Here is an 18,619-nt window from a genome sequence, read left to right as displayed (position 1 = left end):
TCCAATTTAAACCATCAAAAATATTTGATGATGCTGAACTTGTAAGGTCCTGCATTTACACTGTTTTTTTAAATTAGAAAAATATTTTTTCTAAAACGAAAATTTTTTTGTATGAATCGAGATAATATTTCAACTTCCTTTCAAAATATTCTCCACCGTAGGCCAAACTCCCGCCTTGCCCCCACCATTCATGAAAAACCCAAAAAGACCGGAAAATAAATAATCTTTATTTCGCAGGGACTTACAAGACCACAACTGAAACACAAACAATATCTACGAATGTTGGCACCGGTATTGCTATTCACGTTGTTCATATTAACAATCATACGAACATATAGTTTTCGTAAGTTCCACAAGATACTTATTTCTATCATTCATATACTAGGTTTTTATTGATTTAATTTTGTTTTTTGGCACCATTATATAAACAGAGTTTTCGATGTGCATAAACGGTATTCGCACATAACTTAATCACTAAGGCAACAAGGAGATATTTTATGAACTTGTCAAATAACTCGGTCGGCACAAACACTAGACTCATACCTGTTACAAAGTGGAATGATTATCATCCTTGGCCTCCGATCGGTGGACTTCGTCATTTAATTTTCAATGAGAAGGAGAATGGCTTTTCGAATTGTGTTTCAAGGGTTGGAAGAACGGTATTAATCGATGAGGATCGGTTTTTTGAATGGGTGAGAAAACAACAAGAACCATCCACTCCGGAAAAACTGTGATCATGAGGCACTATTCTATCAGGGGAGTGCAAGTCACACCTGCTATCCATCTTCGTAAAGTTGCGTAAGGTTTTCTACCAGAATCATGGTCTAAACTTATGTTCTGACTTACGACTATAACGACAGCACAAAAAATACAAATATCTAAGAAGAAAGACTCGACAAACATCTTGCCGAGTCTTTCTTCTTAACGGAGGAAAAATGGCTCAAATTCGCATGAACAACGGTAAAAAGGGAAACACCTTTACGGCCCGTGTCAGAATTAAAAACAAGGAGATAACCAGGACCTTTAAAAGGAAAACCGACGCTAAAAAATGGGCCCAAAAACAGGAGGACCAGTTCGATCTTGGACGTTTCCCGAACAATGAAGCGCAAAAACGTTCCGTAGCTGACTTATTCAAGCACTACCTCAAGTCTATGGAAAGAGAGAAACCTAAAGGCTATAAAAAGCTTAAAGAACATTTGAACTGGTGGCAGACTCACTTAGGAACACTCAAACTCTTTGAGGTGGAAGCCGTCAATATATGTCTTGCAAGGGAAGAGTTGCTTAACGAAACAACATATCGTGGGAAACTACGATCTCCCTCAACAGCGAACAGATATATGTCCTCACTGCGAATGGCATTTCAATTCGGGGTACAACGCCTAGGCTGGCTACCATTTAATATTGTTAAACAGATAGCACAACTCGCAGAACCAGATACACCAGGCAGATTTCTGGACAGAAAAGTTGAATTGCCGTTGTTAGCGGAGGCCTGTGGAAAAAGCCGCAATAAGCGTCTACTCCCCCTGTTCATGCTCGCCATTGGATTAGGGTTGCGAAGGAATTCTCTAGTGGGGCTCCATGAAAGCGAAGTCAACCTCAGCGAACGAACAGTTCAAATCCCTCGCTCGCGGATGAAAAGGGATAACATGATTACCTTGACCGTGTCTGATGAACTGTTCCCCTACTTGGAATGGTTGTATGAGCATAGAAACCTATCCACAGGATTGTTTTTCCCGGGATCAAAAAATCCCTCAAAGCCTATGGACTTCGAAAATGCTTGGAAAAATGCGTTAAAAAGAGCAGGGATTGAGAATTATAGATTTCATGACAACCGCCATTCCGCGGGGTCTTACTTCACCGAAAGCGGATGTACCCTTGCCGAAGTTGCGGCACTCCTTGGGCAGAAGACACTTGTAATGGCTCTCAGATATTCCCATATCAGTGACGAACATAAAGCAAAAAAGGCCCCAGAAATGTCCAAAGCTTGTCTCGCGAAGACTGCGGCGGCAGTTAGATCTCACTTGAAGCCACTCCAATCTGACTCTTAGCAGGGGGGATTTTCTCAATCACCGCGGTAAGTTTTTAGTGCTCGAGTAAACAAACTTGCTGTGATTTGTTGTAAAGAGTTGTAGCTGAATGGCACAGAATAGGCACAAAACTTAAATTTAACAATTTAAAGACAAGCAAGGGGTTAGCCAATCATTGGCTAACCCCTTGCTTTTATTATGGTACCCGGGACGAGAATCGAACTCGTACAGGATTACTCCCGAGGGATTTTAAGTCCCTTGCGTCTACCAGTTCCGCCACCCGGGCTGATTTTAAACGCTGAAATACTAGTCCATTAGCGCCTGTCCGTCAACGGAAAAGGGGGTGTAAAAAATTTCAATTCAGGCAGGGATTTCAGAAACCGGTATTTGACGGCTAGCTGAAAAAAGAGTTTGAGTCCCTGCTGATGGGCATCGGTCACCCCAAAGGACATGGTCTGCCAATAAGCAAGCAACTCCTTCGGGTTCAAACAGGAGTCGCCGGCAACTTGTCCGGCCAAAGAAGGAAGGTCCGCCATGGCCTTTTCTAAACTCTTTTGCAGTCTTTGTTGAAATTGAACAACCTCCCCTTCTTTGTCCGCCGCGATATCCTGCCGAACAATCCAAAGAGCGAAGACAAAGGGTAGTCCGCTAAAAGAATACCAGAGGTCGCCAAGGTCGTAGACGAAGGAGGAGGCACCGGCCTTGGCGGCACGTAGAGCCCGATCACCGATGAGCAGACCAGCCCCGCCTGCAGCAACAATCTCTTCAACCGGGCATTCGGGCCGATAAAGATCCGGCGCAGCAAAGCCGTAATATTCCCTTAACAGAATCTGCAAGAGATGAACTGAAGTCGCCGATTCACCGGTTATGGCGATGGGCATCTCGGCTAACTCTGTCAGCGGGTGAGACGAAAAAAGCAGCACGCTTTTCACCGCACCGCGAGCACTGATGGAAAGATCGGGCAGCAACAGATAATCAGACCAGCGCTGACCGTATTCAAAGGAAGATGCCGGGCAGAGATCGATTTCCCCCTGAGCCAGCATTGCGTTCAATTCAGCAGGGGTTCCGGTAACGATGCGATCACCTGTGTCGGCAGAATTGAAATAATGAAAAAAGGGAACGCAATTGAGATAGTCGATGTGACCGATTCGCAAGCTCATCGCGGTTCGACCATCAGCAACGACTGAGTTTCATCCTCGAAAGCCCCCTGGAACCGAACCCCTTCTGCCTCTAAAAGCTGTCCGGAAACCTGCAGATACCGGGTAATGGCTTTGTTGTAGTCAGCTAGAGCGGCAACTTTATCGGTACGGGCTTGAGCAAGATCCTCTTCACCTTCAAGCACATCGCGAATCGTAGCCAGACCGACTTCCTGGCGTTTAAGCAAAATACGCAGCTTTTCTTCGGCAAAGTCCTGTCCGCTAGCTGCCACTTCGATTTTTTGTTCATTGACTTTCAACAAGCGAATTGCGGCACGGATCTGGGTATGAATTTCTTCTTGCAGTTGAGCTATTTCGGCTTGCCGTCCCTTGATTTTCAATAGGGTACGGCGGTGCTCATGCCGGGCAGTGCGATTACCGAGAGGATAAGACAGGCTCAACCCGACTTGCCAGTTGGGATAATCACCGCCACCGATATCGTCGAGGTTGTCGCTGTAGCCGTCACCAAGCCCTTTGTGGGAGTAGCCGGCCGTGAGGTCGAGGCCCGGGAGAAGATCATTGCGGGCCAGGTATTGTTCAAGGTCAAGACGCTCAAGCTGACGAATGCGACGCTGTAGATCGGGGCGGTTCCTCAAAGCCTGTTGCAGGCCCTGCTCCTCGTCGACGGAAAGCATGGGTTTACCGAGGCTCTCATCGGCTATTATCAACGGCTGGCGGCTACTCATAAGCAACGCCAATCGATCAAGACCGTCTTTATATTCTCTGTCGGCGTCGAGAAGTAATCGCTGCCGTTCTTTCAGTCCGAATTCAGCTTCGAGAATATCGACCGGAGGCAAAACCCCCGCACGCACGCGGGCCGATGCTTCTTTCAGAATCTTCTGCGCCAAGGATACGGAGATTTCTCGAAAACGGAAATCGTCTCTCAGTCGAAGTACTTCGTAATAGGCATCACGAACCTCGGCCAATAACGCAACGGCTGCCTCCCGTAAATCCTGCACCGCTACTTGCCGGTCGTTAACGGCAAACAGAATATCCTGTTCGGCAACCGACCGGCCAAAGCCTTTGAGCAACGGCTGGGTCAATTGCAGGGCCAGTTCACTCTCGTAGGCCGGATTGATGCTGGGCAACGGATCTTCTTGCTCTTCATTGCGCTGGTTTTCGAAATTAAGGGTCAGCTCCCCACCGCTGGGCAACTGCTGTTCCAAGGAAAAATCAAAGAGATAGAACTGGCTATGATTGTCCTGGTCAAAATTCTGAGAATTAATTTGCCGTTGAGCTTCACCAGCAGCAAAATCGAGCAACAATTGCGGGTCGTACAGACCGTATTCCCGTTTAACCGCCGCCTGACTGGCACGAGTATCGAATTGCTCGGCTCGCAGATTAAGATTGCGTTCCAGGGTGAGACGAATTACCTGAGGCAAAGTCAGCGGGGCATTGATCTCAGGCCGTTCCGAAACTGCTGATTCGGCGGCCACAACCGAAAGCGGCATAAGAAGCAAACTCAGTACAAAAACAAAAATATTGAAGTACACAGCCATGATAGATGTCCACCCCGGGAGTTTTCGTGAAGACGATTATAAAGGAAGGGGGCCGGGCCAGCGCCCGGCCCCCTTCAGCCTGCAATTAAAAACGGGAAGTTTCCCGCCTGTTTCAATCAATTAAACTTCAGCAGCCCTTTGTTAAAGGACCAATTTTTCCAGGAAGGAAGTATCAAAATTTCCTTCGCGGAACTCTTTATTACCCATAATTCGCTGGTGAAGCATGATAGTCGTACGAATGCCGCCGACAATATATTCGCCCAGAGCCCGTTCCATGCGACTTACAGCTTCCTGACGGTTATCGGCATGAACAATAAGTTTGGCCACCATGGAATCGTAATGGGGCAGGACGGTATATTGATCGTACACGGCGCTGTCTACCCGCACACCCAAACCGCCAGGGGGATGGTAACCATCGATCTTACCCGGGGACGGAGTGAACTTGAAAGGGTGTTCTGCGTTGATACGGCATTCAATGGAATGCCCGGAAATAACGATATCCGACTGTTTATAACGTAATTTCAAGCCGGCGGCAGAACGGATCTGCTCACGAATGATATCGACCCCGGTGACCATCTCGGTAACCGGATGTTCAACCTGCACCCGCGTATTCATCTCCATGAAATAGAAGTTATGATCCGCATCGAGCAGGAACTCCATTGTTCCCACACTGGAGTAACCGACAGCTTTTGCGGCGGACACTGCGCACTCGCCCATCTTTTGGCGCAATTCGGGCGACAATACCGGGCAAGGAGCCTCTTCCAGCAGTTTTTGGTGCCGACGCTGAATGGAACAGTCCCGCTCTCCGAGGTGAATGACGTTCCCATGCTTATCGGCCAGGATCTGTACTTCCACATGGCGAGGATCCACGCAGTACTTCTCCATGTAAACCTCGGGATTTCCAAAACCGGCTTGAGCTTCGGAACGGGCGGCGGCAAAGGCATTGGGCAAAGACGCCGGAGAATGAACAATTTTCATCCCCCGTCCGCCACCGCCGGCAGTCGCCTTGATGATGACCGGGTAGCCGATATCCGCAGCGATTTCCTTGGCTTGTTCGATATTTTCTACCGCATCTTTGGTACCCGGCAGAATCGGTACGCCAGCCTTGGTAACGGTCTGACGGGCTGTGATTTTATCGCCCATCAGACGCATGTTCTCAGGGCTGGGACCGATAAAGGTGATACCGCAATTGGCGCAGATCTCAGCAAACTCGGCATTTTCAGCGAGGAAGCCGTAACCTGGATGAATAGCATCGGCATCAGTGACTTCTGCAGCACTGATAATCGCCTGAATATTAAGATAGCTCTCCAGGCTGGACGCCGGACCGATGCAAATACTTTCATCAGCCAATTTGACGTGCAGCGATTCACTGTCCACATCCGAATGGACAGCAACCGTTTTGATGCCCAATTCTTTGCAGGCACGGATGATACGCAGGGCGATCTCACCCCTATTGGCAATCAGAATCTTATGAAACATAAAGCTGTCATCTCCGAAAAATCAGTCGCCTGGCTCCCAGGGAGCCTATAAACGGCAACCTCATGCCTGAAAGCTGGCTATTAAAGGGGTTCGACCAGGAAGAGCGAATCGCCATATTCGACGGGCTCGGCATTCTCCTTGAGAATTTTTACCACCTTGCACTTGTATTCGGCTTCGATCTCGTTCATCAATTTCATCGCTTCGACGATACAGAGTGTTTGCCCCTTTTCGACAACGGAACCAACCTCGACATAGGAGTCTGATTCAGGCGAAGGAGACCGGTAGAAGGTGCCGACAATGGGGGAGGTCACCTCTTCAAGGCCGTCGTCAACAGCTTCAGCCTCGGCTGGCGCTACCGGTACAGCCACAGGAGCGGCAGAGACTGCAGGTGCAGCGACCGGCATCGGCGCGACCGGCATACTCGTTGTAACCACTTGAGAGCCTCGGCGAATGACCAGTTTTTCGCCATCACTTTCAAGTTCGAATTCGGTGATGTCGGTTTGGGTGACCATTCTAATCAATGATTTGATGTTCTTGATATCCATAAAGTTTCACTCCTTGCCACAATAAAAAATCGGACCAACCAAGTCCTGCCCTGTTGCGAAACACCAACAGGATCGCTATGCATCCATTAGACGGGCAACAGTCTGAATTCCTTTGGCAGACGGGTTATCCGCCGATAGCCATCAGCTGTCACATAAACCATATCTTCAATACGCACTCCACCGAGCTCGGGAATATAAATCCCCGGTTCGATGGTAATCACCATGCCCTCTTCCGCCAGTACCTCGGACTGAGCAGAAACAGCCGGATGCTCGTGCACCTCCAGCCCAACGCCGTGGCCGAGACTATGACCGAAATATTCTCCGTAGCCCTGTTCTGCAATATATCCCCGGGCAATGCCGTCGATGTCCTTTAAAAGAACGCCTGGCCGTACTGCATCCATGGCTCGATCATGGGCTTCGAGCACAACATCAAAAATCTGCTGTTGTTTGCCCGAAACAGCTCCGACAGCAAGGGTTACCGTCTCATCCGAATGGTAACCCTGCCAGCGAGCACCAAAGTCGATAGTCACCAGATCACCTTCTGCGATCGCTTTATCGGATGCGATGCCGTGAGGCAGTGCACCGCGCAGACCGGAAGCCACAATGGTGTCAAACGACTTTTCCTCAGCGCCAAGCCGGCGCATGGCAAATTCCAGTTCCAGGGCAATATCCCGTTCCAAGACTCCCGGACGGATGAGTGACAAGATCCCCTCGAAAGCCTCAGCCGCAATAGCGGATGCCTGCTCCAGGGAGTTCAACTCATTCTGATCTTTTGTCCAACGCAAGGGGCGCAAGCGTTCGGACTCCGGTTGCCACTGGCAATCTGCGGGGCTTTGTTTCCGCAGTCGCTCGATCATGGCAAAGGGCAAACTGTCCGCCTCAAAACCGATTCGCTTAAGGCCCAGCTTATTAATCTGCTCGAGAATGCCGTCGAGTTGTACCCGGTACTCGCAGATGCATTGGGCGCTGACTTCCTGGCGGGCCTGAGTCGTGTAGCGAGAATCGGTTAAAAAGATCGATCGGTCACGGCTCACCAACAAGGCCCCGGCGCTGCCGGAAAAATCGCTAAAGTAACGCAGATTCGCCTGGTCCAGAAAAAGAAAACCTTCCAGTTCGGCGTCATCGAGAAGCTTATGTACCCTGTGGGCTCTGTCTTGAATCATCGCCATTTAAGCCGTCGTCACCGGGCCAGGTGCATCACCAAACCACGCAAAGCCAACTGGTAACTGGCTACTCCAAAACCACAGATCTGGCCAACTGCCACAGGGCTGATATAAGAGTGTTGTCGAAAGGTTTCCCGTGCATGAACGTTGGACAGGTGGACCTCCACCGCAGGGATGGCTACTCCCGCCAGTGCATCCCGAAGGGCGACACTGGTATGAGTCAGGCCTCCGGGATTGATGAGAATACCTCTAACACCCTGCTCACGAGCGGCATGAATCCGGTCGATAAGCTCGCCTTCGTGATTCGATTGGAAGGTATCTAACTCGACTCCCAACTCTCCAGCCAGCACGTTCAGGCTGTTGTCGACATCCTGCAAAGTGTCGCTACCATAGATCTCGGGTTCACGGGTTCCTAGCAAATTAAGGTTGGGACCGTGCAAAACCAGGATCATGGAACCCGCACCTTTCATTGCAATTCCTCCAGCAGACGAAACTGTTCCCGGGATAAAAGGTAACGCCCTTTTCCGTAGTTTCCGTTACAAGCCATGGTCAGGATGACAAAGTAATCCTCACTCAACGCCCGAATAATCACCTGGAAACGCTCTGTACGTACGGTAACTTCCTCAATCTCGCCGGAATTAAGAATAGCCAGGGTGTCCTTCATCTCTTTCAGGACATGGGCATACTCAACGGCAAAGGGGTTGAGGTCTCCGGCCTCACAGGGCTGATCATACTGCTCCACCGCCAGACCGTCATAGCCCATCAGCACGGCGCTATAGCCATCGGATTCTTCAACGATGTCCTGCAGAATCTTTTTGAACATGTTCCCTCCGTAGGCGTACAGCAGTCAACCAACGCTGCAAAGTGGCCAGCGGTTCTGCTTCGGCGGTAGTTACGGCGAGGGGCTCCTGTTCAACAACCGCCTCAACCTGAGAATCAGCAGATAAACGACCTTCCAATTCTATTAGTTTGATCCGAACTTCGGCGTTATCCGGATTGGCCTGAAGAATATCCCGGTAAACTTGACAAGCCTGAGACAATAAACCCTGTTTGACAAAAAGTTCCGCAATCGTGGTAGTAGCAATGGGGGCGTCGGCGGGTTGAATATCTTCGGCCTTGGGAACAACGGTCTTCGGCTCAGGCTCCAGATCAGGCTCAGGCGTCGCTACATCGGATAGCCGGTTCAACATGTGCTGAATCGAGCTGTTTCCCGGATGGATTTGTTCGGCCCTCTCTAAAACCTGGCGAGCTATATCGGTCTGCCCCTTTTGACTATAGATAGCAGCCAACCCCTTAAAGGCAGCTATACTTTCTCCGTCCAGGGTCAAGGCCTTGTTAAAACAACCGAGCGCCTCTCCGGTTTCCCCGCGAGCCATCAATATCTGACCAAGCACCACATGCCCGGGGCTGAACCAGGGAAGCCCCTGCATCCCCTTACGAGCGATATCTAGTGCCTCGTCCAACCTGCCTAACTGACGGTAAGCATCGCTGAGCGATACAAAAACTGTTGAATGGGGATCTTTCGCCAGAATATCAACATAACCGGCGATTTTGGCTTGCAGAGCAGCATCGGAATTGTTTGCCATAGCATCATCCTCGGGATATGCCAGCCTTCAGCGTATCAGTCAGCAGAGCGTCGAGTCCGGGTACTTCCTGGATAAGACAATCGCCTATCCCACGATTGAGTACTAAACGCAGGATCCCCTCTGAGACCTTTTTGTCCCGTTGCATCGCCTGGATATAATCAGCAACGGAATAGGTGGGGGGATCGACGGGTAAACCGAAAGAAATCAGCAACTCTCTGATGGCGGACACATCCTGTTGGCTGCAAAGATCGAGTCGTCTGGAGATTTCAGCAGCGACAACCATTCCGATTGCGACAGCCTCTCCATGCCGGTAGGCTCCATATCCCGCCAAAGCTTCAACCGCATGGCCAAAAGTGTGGCCAAAGTTAAGAATTGCCCTGAAAGAGCTCTCTTTTTCGTCAATTTCTACAACATTTGCCTTAATTTGGCAAGATTTCTTTACCACACGAATCAGCGCTTCGGGGTCCTGTTGACACAACGCTTCCCGTTGTTCAGACAAAACATTAAAAAATTCCCGATCGCAGATGACACCATATTTGACGACTTCGGCCATTCCTGCAGCAAACTCCCTGTTGGGCAGAGTTGCCAGGGTAGCTACGTCGATATGCACGTGGCGTGGCTGATAAAAGGCACCGATAAGGTTCTTGCCGAGGGGATGATTGACCGCTGTCTTACCGCCAACCGAACTGTCAACCTGAGCCAGCAGAGTAGTCGGCACTTGGGCAAAAGCGATACCCCGCAGAAAAATCGCGGCGGCAAAACCAACCATATCACCGATTACCCCGCCCCCCAGAGCCAGCAACCCGGAAGAGCGATCGAAACCCTGTTCGATAAGCTGGTCAAATATTTTTTGCAGAGTAATGAAATTTTTGTGTTCTTCGCCATCGGGAAGAATGATGATTGATACAGCAAAACCACTATCCACAAGTGCTTGCTGCACAAGCTCGCCGTAGTGATCGGCGATGGCCGAGTTGGTGACGATTGCCAATTTTTTTGGGAATTCCACTGCTTGCAGAGCTTCACCCAGGCGATCGAGAATACCGTGACCGATCCAAATAGGATAAGCCCGATCTCCCAATCCAACCACCAAACGTTCTAACATGCTCGCCATCAATCTTTCACTCTCGTCATAATTTCGTGGACCACATCCTCAACCTCTCGGCCATCCGTATCGATGATGAGATCGGCCTGTTCATAGAGGGGAACGCGCTGTTGCAAGAGATTCACAATATCGGCTTCGGACCGATCGGAGCTCGCCAACGGGCGGTCACTCGAACCGACAAGCCGCGCGCGAAGGGTTTCCCAGCTGGCCCGAAGGTAGATTACTAGTCCAAGACGCCGCATAAGTTGCCAGTTTTCCTGGCGACCAACGATTCCCCCACCCGTCGCAAGAACAATCGGGGTAGTCTCATTCAGGGAACGCAGCGCTTCTGTTTCGTAGCGGCGGAAAGAATCCTCACCCTGATCGGCAAAAATGGTTGGAATGGTGCAGCCCTGCTGTTGCACGATCAAGGCATCAAGATCGACCAGCGGCCTTCCTGACAATTTTGCCAGGACACGAGCGATAGTGCTCTTGCCAGCCCCCATAAAGCCCACCAGCACAAGGGTTTTCTCAGAAGTTTTGCACATATTGTTGATAAGCATTCAAATTTTGTCGGATCTCTTCCATGGCATCCCCACCGAACTTTTGCAGCATCGCAGAGGCTACTTCAATGGCCACTACAGCTTCGGCCACTATGGCAGCTGCCGGCACGGCACACACATCTGATCTTTCAACCACAGCCTCAAAAGGCTCCTTGGTATGAAGGTCGATGGTCTGTAAAGGCTGATAAAGGGTTGGGATCGGCTTCATTGCTCCACGGACCACCAGAGGTTCTCCATTTGTCATGCCTCCCTCAAGCCCTCCTGCACGGTTGGTCCGCCGACGAATCTGTTCTCCCTGCTGGACAATCTCATCATGAACCTGGCTACCGGGGCGACGCGCGGCCTCAAAACCAAGACCTACTTCAACCCCCTTGAAAGCCTGAATACTCATCAACGCTCCTGCCAAACGTCCATCGAGGCGCTTATCCCAATGAACATGGGACCCCAGTCCTACAGGCAGACCCAGCACCGCTACTTCAACAACCCCGCCCAGGGAGTCACCGGCAGCCTTTGCCTTATCAATGGCATCAATCATGGCCTGTTCGGCGGTTGCGCAATAAGTGCGACAGGGAGAGACCTCGCTGCGTTCGAAACGCTCGCGGTAATCGTCAATTTGGGCTTCGGCACAAACACCCCCGATCTCGGTCACATACCCAAGCACTTCAATCCCTAAAGAACGCAAAAAGGTTGCACACAGGGCACCAACAGCAACACGAGCAGCAGTCTCTCTGGCACTGGATCGTTCAAGAATATTCCTGGCATCGTCCTGCCGGTATTTGATCACACCACTGAGGTCGGCATGCCCCGGCCGCGGATGGGTTATGGCAATACCCTGTTGACGATCTTCTGCCTGGGAGGACATGGCTTTTTGCCAATTTTCCCAGTCCCGGTTCTGGATCGAGAGGGTAATCGGCGAGCCGAGAGTCTTGCCCCATCGCACGCCGGACATAAATACCACCTGGTCCCGTTCAATCTTCATACGGCCACCACGGCCATAGCCTTCCTGCCGTCTTGCCAAACACCGATTAATGTCATCAGTACTTAATTCAAGATTGGCCGGCAACCCTTCAACAATAGCTGTCAAACCCGGCCCATGGGATTCCCCCGCCGTCAGATAACGCAATTCCATGAGTCTGTTCTGCCTTTCACCGTAATAACTTGAAAAAAAGGACAGGTGGGCACCTGTCCTTTTGAATACTTCAGAAATAATAGATGAGTTGAAGCTGTTTTGCTAGTCCAAAATACGCGGCGTGATGAAGATCAACAGTTCGCGGCGATCTGTGCTATCCAACTGACTTTTAAAAAGGTTGCCAAGAATGGGAATGTGCTGGAGCCAGGGAACACCACTGTCACTGGCCTGCGTGTCTTCTATAAAAATACCTCCAATGACGGTGGTTTCACCATCCTGAACCAAGGCCCTAGTTTCAGCTTGCTTGGTCGAAATGGCAAGCACCCCATTTTCCAACAGGGGGGCATCATTTTTGGCCTCAATTTCCAGAAAAATAGACCCGTCTGCATTGATTTCCGGGGTCACCTTTAGGCTCAATTCGGCCTTTTTGAATTCGGTCTTAGTCCCATCCTCACTTACAGTTGTATAGGGAATTTCTCGCCCTTGGCGAATTTCGCCTTCCTCACCATTCAGGGTAGTAATCCTTGGCGAGGAAATGATACGTCCCAAGTTAGCTTTTTCCACAGCGGCAAGGCGCAAATCGAGTACAAGCTTATCAAGGCCGACCCGACCGAAAGTGAAATCGGAAGCAAAACCGGAGGAAGCGCCAGCCGCAACGTTTGCCGGAAAGAGAGCAAAATCACCACCAAGACCAGTGGTACCGGCTACACCAGCGGTTCCCGTTGGGTCGTCATCGTAGCTCACACCCCAGTTCACTCCCAACTCACGAGAGAAAGTCGACTCAGCCTCAACAATACGGGCTTCGATCAAAACCTGCCGTTCTGGTGTATCGAGAAGAGCAGCCAGCTTTTTAATACTGGCTACAGCAGAGGGAACATCAGTAACAATAAGTTTTTTATCCCGAACATCTTCTATAATACTGCCCCGTTCAGTAAGTCGCGTCTTGCTCTTGGAAGCGACCGATTCAACATCGGTATAATTAATAGCGATCACCTCACTGACCAGGTCTTCCATTTTCTCTAAAGCGCGACTTGCCACAAATTGCTCTTGCTGCATCTTGCGAATTTGATCCTTAGGCATAATGCGCGCGATATTGCCTTCACGCAGCATCCCCAGCTCTTTAATATCCATGATCAACTTCAGAGCCTGGTCCCAAGGCACATCCACCAGCCGCAGGGTGATGGTTCCTTTCACATCATCGCTGGCAATGATATTGAGATCGCTGACTTCAGCAATCAATTGTAAAATGTTACGAATTTCAGCATCATCAAAAACAAGAGAGATCTTCTGACCGGTAAAAGCTACTGCCTGGCTTTCCCCTGTTGGAACAAAGGTTCCTGCAACCGGCGCAAAGGAAGTTTTTCCATCTGTCACGCCAACGGTACCATCTGCTTTGGATTGATTTTCCATAGACAGCTCGGGTCCGGTAGTAGTCATAGCCACTGGAACTTTTTTAGTAACGACGGAGGCTGGTTGGATTTCAGCAAAGGGACCATCATCAACGATAAATTTAACAAGGGAACCCTGTTTTTCCAGTCGATAGGAAACGGGACCTTTTAATTCGACAGCAAAACGTACATCCTGAATACCATTAGCAAATACGGTATAGGGGGTGACCAAACGAATGGCGCTGGGAAAGCTCGACGGATCGACAACACGCCTCAGGGACCGATTTATGGCGGCATTTTCAACCCCGAACCGTACAATGTCCCCATCAATAACCGGGTCGACAAGTGTGGCTGGGTTGGAAAGTTGCAGAGTCAAAACCGACTGACCGCCTTCGGCTATAAAATCGATAGCCTCAATGGTCACCTGGACACCCTCTTGAGAAGGTGGGGTATTTTCACCCACAATGGGCTTTTGGTCCCAAACAACCTGAACCGCCTGGCCGGTCGAGGACACACTATACTCAGGCAATTTCTCACCTGTGGCATCAAACACAAAACGGGATTTGGTTGGGTACCTGCCTACTCGCAACCCTTTAAAAGCACCACTCAAAGAATAGGCCTTTTCTGCACTCCCCGGCTCGATGTCGTAAAGATCGACAACCAGTCGCGGCGGTGCTCCGAGGCTGAAGTGACGATATTTACCGATACTTCCATCAGTCATCAACAACACCTGGCCATCTAAAATATCGACAGACTTGACCTGCGTTGCTGGCATGGTCAATTCATCCAATGGCGGCTCGGCTTGAGCCCCATGGACCTGAAAGAACATGATTGCCGTCACTATCAGGCAAAGCAGACTTAAACCGCTGGCCAATCGCGCGCCCATCGGACTCCATGACATATGACGCATCTCACTATACTCCTTGCCGCTTAGGAAGTTGAATCTCCTGAACACTCGTACGGTACTCGCCTGCAAAATTATAGAACCGTTCCTCTACAACAACTGCATCTTCCCGGATATCTGTAACCTGACCAGCATTCGTGCCGATTTTTATCCCCCGCTTTAATACATAAGCTTTGCCGCCCGGGGCCATCACCATGGCCATCGGCTCATTGCGGCCGATGATTACTCCAATCAGTCGAAACTGGCCAAGGTCGAATTTCTGCAGAGGAGTCAGAGGCTTTCCGTTTTCGGTAAAAGCCTTGCGGATTTTCACCAAAGCCAAAAAGGGATCGCGACGACCAGCCGGTGCATAAACATATTTGGACTCAACCTTCTCAGGCTTAGCTGGTTTTTGCTGCAAAGACTGCTTCTTGGCTGCAACTTTCGCCATGACCTTTTTCGCCTCTGGCAACTTTTTCTGCGGAGCTTCTTCGCCGCAACCCGCCAGAGACAAACAGGCAATCAGCAATAACGTCGTAAGGAAGGACATGCGCATCATCATTTCTTCCTTTTCTTTATATTTTTATTAGGTGCGGTTCCGCCTTCGATAAACCGGAAGGTGGTTGCCAGACACTCAATAGACAGCAGGTTTCTGCCACCACTCATTTGGGGGCTGTCCATCATGAGATTGTTGATATTAACTATTCGCGCCATGTTGCTCACGTCATAAGTGAACATGGCAACTTCATGATACGAACCGACCAACTTGAGACTGACCGGCACCTCGGCATAAAAGCCCTGGGGTACTTCCTTGTCGGGCTTGAAACGCAACACATCAAGACCATTGTCTTTAGCCAGCGAGGCGATACTCGTTAGCAGCGTAGGTATTTCTTGCTTATTCGGCAACTCTGCCAAAGCGTGATCCAGCTTGCGCTTCATACTTTCGTATTCACTTTTAAACTTGGGCAGGTTATTGGCGATACGCCGATCCTCCTGCAACTTGGCGAATCGGGAGTTTTTTTGCTGTTCGAGCCTGACATATTCCTTGTGCTTCTCGAGATACACAAAGTAAACAAACCCGGCAAAAATAAGCGCCACAACTCCTGTAAGCAGCAACAGCCGCTGATATAGAGGCCAGTTGAAAATTTTTTCAATACTGGGATGCATATTGATCGACCCTTTTTATAGCTATTTGGCTTTTGGCTCTGTGGGCGTCTCAGCAAGGCAGGAAACCTCAAACTTCTGCAACTTCATCCCGCCTTGCTTGGTCTGCTCGGTAACCTTCAATACAACCTGGCGATAATAGGGGGATGTCTCCAAGTCGCGCATAAAACGAGCCACCGTTGCTTCGTTCAAGCCGACCCCCTTGATTGATATCGCCCCTTTGGACTCTTTGAAGGAGGAGAGCCACAACTTGTCAGGCAACACTCGACTCAGTTCATCAAGCAGATGCACCGGCCCGGTCTTCTTTTCCTTCAGCGCTGCCAGCACATCAAGTTTGCCTTGAAACTCTTTTTGCAATTCCTTGAAATGCGCTACCTCGCCAAGAGTTTTCTTCAAGCGATTGATCTCTTTTTGGATTTCGGTAATTTCCTTTTTCTCTGAGGAAATCTTGACCGCAACAGAGGTATAGAGACCGCCACATACTAAACTGGTCAGAGCCAGAACCAGTGCCAGCACGATCAACTGGCCCTGCAATCGGGCTTTTTTCTGAGCAGCTCTGACGGGTAGCAAATTGATACGAATCATTTGTCGCCCAACCTCCTCATGGCAAGCCCGACTCCAACAGCAAAGAGGGGCCCAACAGCCTGCACATAGGCAGGATCAAAAAGGTCCTCATTCACCTCAATGCGACGGAAGGGATCTAAAATTTCAACAGGAACTCCGAGTCGCTGCTCAAAGGCTTGGTCAATGCCGGAGGTCTTCGAAACACCACCACTGATAAAAAGCTTTGTTACCTTGTCATCGGTCGATGTCGCGGAGAAATAATCGAGAGATCGCTGAATTTCTTGCGCCAGAGTATCAGCAGCCTCACTCATGACTTCAGCCAACACGGCAGTATCGATCTCCCCAACCTCGCCGCCAAGTTTGGCCTGCTCGGCCTCCTCGCTGTTAATCCCAAGGCGCTTCTGAATTTCCTCATTGAACATGTTGCCCCCGGTCTGCAAATCCCGGGTAAAAACAGAAACACCTTCTTTGAGGACGTTCACATTCATAGTGCTTGCACCGACATTGATTAATGCAACAATCTCCCCTTCTTCCACATCATAATTTGCCTGGAAGGCATTTTCGATGGCGAAAGAGTCGATATCGAGCACAACCGGATTCAAACCGCATTCGTGAAAAACGGTCAAACCTTCATTGACAAAGTCTTTTTTTGCCGCCACCAGAATCACATTCATCTGGGCGGGATCCTTTGGATCTGGACCGACGATTTGAAAATCAAGATTTACTTCGGAAATTTCAAAAGGGATAAACTGCTCGGCTTCCCACTCAATGGAGGCTTCGACTTCCTCCTCGGTCATAATCGGCATGGTGATTTTACGAATAATAACCGAATGTCCAGATACCGAAGCAGCGACATTTTTTGTCTTGACCTTCTGGTTTTCCACCAGGTTCCGAATACTATCGACCACAGCAACGGAATCCATAACCGTGTTATCGACAATGGCCTCGGGCGGCAATTGCGCAATACCAAGATTCAGCAACTGATAACCGCCCTTGACAGCCTTAAGCTGCACAAGCTTAACGGAACTGGACCCGACATCGATGCCAACGATATCTTTTTTTATCCCAAATAGCCCCTGTAGCATCAAAAAGACCCCATTCTAAGATGGATGGTAAGCAAGTGAAGTGAACAGCGATCTAGCGGAGCACACAGCTCAGGCTACTCTTAAAGCAAGGCATGTGCCAAACACCGTCCAGTCCTGAATCAGTATTCCAAAGCTATGCGGATTAACGCGATGTTCTTATGGATTAACTAATGGGAAGAGCCCTCCAACCATTAAATATAAGAAACACCATCGCTGACAGTTTTTACTAAACTGAATACTACCGCGAATAACGGTGATATTTATTGCAATTGGACCAATTATAAGGCAATGAAAAACACTGTCAATAAAATTAAAATATTTCAAGCGCATGGATTAAGCCATGAGAGCCTGTCTGCTGACCAGCGACAAGACGAACAGTCCCCAGGTATCCCTGCGGGTCAACAGTACTGTTTACACTAAAAACCACCAAACAAAAAACCTCTACCTTTGGCACAAGCCAAGGTACCATACCAATAATTGCTGGCCCCATAATAAATAAACCAGGCCCCCAGAGCCAAAAAGGGACCGAAGGGAATAGCGAGTTTGCCATCCGCCCCCTTGAGCCACATAAGAGGCACACCGACCAGGGAGCCCGCCAGCGAACCAAAAAATATCACAGGCAACATAGCCTTCCAACCCAAAAAAGCTCCCATCATTGCCAACAGTTTGATGTCTCCGCCACCCATACCTTCCTTACCGGTCAGGCGATGATAGACTTCAGCCACCAACCACAGACTTCCCCCGCCCAGCAAAATACCGAGCAGTGAGTCGTACCAGGCGAGCCAGGGGATCAAGAATGCAGCGAGAAAACCAACTACGATGCCAGGCAGACTGATAGCATCCGGAATAATCTGGTGGTCAATATCGATGAAAGTAATGACAATCAACGTCGCCACAAACAGCCAATAGACGGGAGTGACCCAACTGACACCGAAAGAAAAAAGCACAAAAACAAAAAGGACACCGGTCAGAACCTCAACCAGAGGGTAACGGACAGAGATCCGAGTTTTGCAGGACGCACACTTGCCACCTAAAACAAGGTAGCTGAGGATGGGTATATTTTGATACCAAGGAATGCCAATTCCGCACTTTGGACAGCGCGAGGGCGGCGAAATGACGGACTCACCAGCAGGGATACGCCCAATGCAAACGTTCAGGAACGATCCTACAATGGTCCCAAACAAAAAACCACCGAACAACAAAAACCAATGAGAAACCACCCTGACCTCCGTTTGCTTATAAGGCGTTTAGCGAAACTATTGCTAAT

Annotated in this window: 18 protein-coding genes, 1 tRNA gene and 1 pseudogene; 1 reads left to right on the top strand and 19 read right to left on the bottom strand. The window is 49.7% G+C overall.

The genetic code is table 11. The features are described from left to right. The first annotated feature begins 935 nt into the window (after positions 1–935). Positions 936–2,048 (top strand): tyrosine-type recombinase/integrase, encoded by a 1,113-nt coding sequence (locus tag A7E78_RS14695; RefSeq protein ID WP_072284958.1) that lies wholly within the window; start codon positions 936–938, stop codon positions 2,046–2,048. Positions 2,049–2,226: 178 nt separating this feature from the next. Here the strand turns inward: A7E78_RS14695 and A7E78_RS14690 are convergent. The 19 genes and pseudogenes from A7E78_RS14690 to A7E78_RS15500 all read right to left on the bottom strand — a co-directional run. Then, positions 2,227–2,313: transfer RNA gene (locus A7E78_RS14690), tRNA-Leu, on the bottom strand. A gap of 28 nt (positions 2,314–2,341) precedes the next feature. Beyond that, complete coding sequence (locus A7E78_RS14685) at positions 2,342–3,187, bottom strand: menaquinone biosynthetic enzyme MqnA/MqnD family protein (RefSeq protein ID WP_072284957.1); 846 nt, start codon at positions 3,185–3,187, stop codon at positions 2,342–2,344. Then, positions 3,184–4,674: a TolC family protein gene (locus A7E78_RS14680; RefSeq protein ID WP_158516127.1), complete on the bottom strand. Its 1,491-nt coding sequence runs from the start codon at positions 4,672–4,674 to the stop codon at positions 3,184–3,186. The genes A7E78_RS14685 and A7E78_RS14680 overlap by 4 nt, the downstream gene beginning before the upstream one ends. Before the next feature lie 189 nt (positions 4,675–4,863). After that, a complete protein-coding gene (accC, locus tag A7E78_RS14675) occupies positions 4,864–6,201 on the bottom strand; it encodes an acetyl-CoA carboxylase biotin carboxylase subunit (protein ID WP_072284955.1) in 1,338 nt (445 codons plus the stop codon). 80 nt (positions 6,202–6,281) lie between these two features. Then, complete coding sequence (gene accB, locus A7E78_RS14670) at positions 6,282–6,746, bottom strand: acetyl-CoA carboxylase biotin carboxyl carrier protein (protein ID WP_072284954.1); 465 nt, start codon at positions 6,744–6,746, stop codon at positions 6,282–6,284. An 86-nt stretch (positions 6,747–6,832) separates the two neighbouring features. Continuing rightward, complete coding sequence (locus tag A7E78_RS14665; RefSeq protein ID WP_235606764.1) at positions 6,833–7,915, bottom strand: aminopeptidase P family protein; 1,083 nt, start codon at positions 7,913–7,915, stop codon at positions 6,833–6,835. Positions 7,916–7,926: 11 nt separating this feature from the next. Then, positions 7,927–8,379 carry a type II 3-dehydroquinate dehydratase gene (gene aroQ / locus A7E78_RS14660; protein ID WP_072284953.1) on the bottom strand — a complete coding sequence of 151 codons (453 nt, stop codon included), beginning with the start codon at positions 8,377–8,379 and terminating at the stop codon, positions 7,927–7,929. Continuing rightward, on the bottom strand, positions 8,376–8,732 hold the full coding sequence (locus tag A7E78_RS14655) for a roadblock/LC7 domain-containing protein (RefSeq protein ID WP_072284952.1): 357 nt from the start codon (positions 8,730–8,732) through the stop codon (positions 8,376–8,378). The genes aroQ and A7E78_RS14655 overlap by 4 nt, the downstream gene beginning before the upstream one ends. Further along, positions 8,701–9,495 carry a tetratricopeptide repeat protein gene (locus A7E78_RS14650; RefSeq protein ID WP_072284951.1) on the bottom strand — a complete coding sequence of 265 codons (795 nt, stop codon included), beginning with the start codon at positions 9,493–9,495 and terminating at the stop codon, positions 8,701–8,703. The genes A7E78_RS14655 and A7E78_RS14650 overlap by 32 nt, the downstream gene beginning before the upstream one ends. A 4-nt stretch (positions 9,496–9,499) precedes the next feature. Continuing rightward, positions 9,500–10,606, bottom strand: a complete 1,107-nt coding sequence (gene aroB, locus A7E78_RS14645) for a 3-dehydroquinate synthase (protein WP_235606763.1) — start codon at positions 10,604–10,606, stop codon at positions 9,500–9,502. Next, a complete protein-coding gene (locus A7E78_RS14640) occupies positions 10,606–11,124 on the bottom strand; it encodes a shikimate kinase (RefSeq protein WP_256359867.1) in 519 nt (172 codons plus the stop codon). The genes aroB and A7E78_RS14640 overlap by 1 nt, the downstream gene beginning before the upstream one ends. Further along, a complete protein-coding gene (gene aroC / locus A7E78_RS14635; RefSeq protein WP_072284949.1) occupies positions 11,108–12,268 on the bottom strand; it encodes a chorismate synthase in 1,161 nt (386 codons plus the stop codon). Before aroC ends, A7E78_RS14640 begins: the two co-directional genes overlap by 17 nt. Before the next feature lie 102 nt (positions 12,269–12,370). Then, positions 12,371–14,446 (bottom strand): type IV pilus secretin PilQ, encoded by a 2,076-nt coding sequence (gene pilQ / locus A7E78_RS14630; RefSeq protein ID WP_158516125.1) that lies wholly within the window; start codon positions 14,444–14,446, stop codon positions 12,371–12,373. A 124-nt stretch (positions 14,447–14,570) separates the two neighbouring features. Next, positions 14,571–15,101 (bottom strand): pilus assembly protein PilP, encoded by a 531-nt coding sequence (locus tag A7E78_RS14625; protein WP_083553169.1) that lies wholly within the window; start codon positions 15,099–15,101, stop codon positions 14,571–14,573. Next, entirely contained in the window at positions 15,098–15,706 is a 609-nt protein-coding gene (locus A7E78_RS14620; protein ID WP_072284946.1) for a type IV pilus inner membrane component PilO, read from the bottom strand. Before A7E78_RS14620 ends, A7E78_RS14625 begins: the two co-directional genes overlap by 4 nt. A gap of 21 nt (positions 15,707–15,727) precedes the next feature. After that, positions 15,728–16,288, bottom strand: a complete 561-nt coding sequence (locus tag A7E78_RS14615; protein ID WP_072284945.1) for a PilN domain-containing protein — start codon at positions 16,286–16,288, stop codon at positions 15,728–15,730. Next, complete coding sequence (gene pilM, locus A7E78_RS14610; protein WP_072284944.1) at positions 16,285–17,352, bottom strand: type IV pilus assembly protein PilM; 1,068 nt, start codon at positions 17,350–17,352, stop codon at positions 16,285–16,287. The genes A7E78_RS14615 and pilM overlap by 4 nt, the downstream gene beginning before the upstream one ends. Positions 17,353–17,768: 416 nt before the next feature. Continuing rightward, complete coding sequence (locus tag A7E78_RS15505) at positions 17,769–18,248, bottom strand: prepilin peptidase (protein ID WP_235606843.1); 480 nt, start codon at positions 18,246–18,248, stop codon at positions 17,769–17,771. 96 nt (positions 18,249–18,344) lie between these two features. Next, positions 18,345–18,572: pseudogene (locus tag A7E78_RS15500) on the bottom strand (prepilin peptidase); the annotation flags it as partial. Positions 18,573–18,619: the final 47 nt, after the last annotated feature.

The sequence above is a fragment of the Syntrophotalea acetylenivorans genome (genome assembly GCF_001887775.1).
In the GTDB taxonomy this organism is placed as follows: domain Bacteria; phylum Desulfobacterota; class Desulfuromonadia; order Desulfuromonadales; family Syntrophotaleaceae; genus Syntrophotalea_A; species Syntrophotalea_A acetylenivorans.
The sequence above is the reverse complement of the archived record's forward strand: the minus strand, read 5'-3'. Positions and strand labels throughout refer to the sequence as shown.

What these genes read in the sequence shown, in the direction of transcription:
- A7E78_RS14695 (WP_072284958.1), top strand. Translation starts at nt 936, where the DNA reads ATGGCTCAAATTCGCATGAACAACGGTAAAAAGGGAAACACCTTTACG.
- A7E78_RS14685 (WP_072284957.1), bottom strand. Translation starts at nt 3,187, where the DNA reads ATGAGCTTGCGAATCGGTCACATCGACTATCTCAATTGCGTTCCCTTT.
- A7E78_RS14680 (WP_158516127.1), bottom strand. Translation starts at nt 4,674, where the DNA reads ATGCCGCTTTCGGTTGTGGCCGCCGAATCAGCAGTTTCGGAACGGCCT.
- accC (WP_072284955.1), bottom strand. Translation starts at nt 6,201, where the DNA reads ATGTTTCATAAGATTCTGATTGCCAATAGGGGTGAGATCGCCCTGCGT.
- accB (WP_072284954.1), bottom strand. Translation starts at nt 6,746, where the DNA reads ATGGATATCAAGAACATCAAATCATTGATTAGAATGGTCACCCAAACC.
- A7E78_RS14665 (WP_235606764.1), bottom strand. Translation starts at nt 7,915, where the DNA reads ATGGCGATGATTCAAGACAGAGCCCACAGGGTACATAAGCTTCTCGAT.
- aroQ (WP_072284953.1), bottom strand. Translation starts at nt 8,379, where the DNA reads ATGAAAGGTGCGGGTTCCATGATCCTGGTTTTGCACGGTCCCAACCTT.
- A7E78_RS14655 (WP_072284952.1), bottom strand. Translation starts at nt 8,732, where the DNA reads ATGTTCAAAAAGATTCTGCAGGACATCGTTGAAGAATCCGATGGCTAT.
- A7E78_RS14650 (WP_072284951.1), bottom strand. Translation starts at nt 9,495, where the DNA reads ATGGCAAACAATTCCGATGCTGCTCTGCAAGCCAAAATCGCCGGTTAT.
- aroB (WP_235606763.1), bottom strand. Translation starts at nt 10,606, where the DNA reads ATGGCGAGCATGTTAGAACGTTTGGTGGTTGGATTGGGAGATCGGGCT.
- A7E78_RS14640 (WP_256359867.1), bottom strand. Translation starts at nt 11,124, where the DNA reads ATGTGCAAAACTTCTGAGAAAACCCTTGTGCTGGTGGGCTTTATGGGG.
- aroC (WP_072284949.1), bottom strand. Translation starts at nt 12,268, where the DNA reads ATGGAATTGCGTTATCTGACGGCGGGGGAATCCCATGGGCCGGGTTTG.
- A7E78_RS14625 (WP_083553169.1), bottom strand. Translation starts at nt 15,101, where the DNA reads ATGATGATGCGCATGTCCTTCCTTACGACGTTATTGCTGATTGCCTGT.
- A7E78_RS14620 (WP_072284946.1), bottom strand. Translation starts at nt 15,706, where the DNA reads ATGCATCCCAGTATTGAAAAAATTTTCAACTGGCCTCTATATCAGCGG.
- A7E78_RS14615 (WP_072284945.1), bottom strand. Translation starts at nt 16,288, where the DNA reads ATGATTCGTATCAATTTGCTACCCGTCAGAGCTGCTCAGAAAAAAGCC.
- pilM (WP_072284944.1), bottom strand. Translation starts at nt 17,352, where the DNA reads ATGCTACAGGGGCTATTTGGGATAAAAAAAGATATCGTTGGCATCGAT.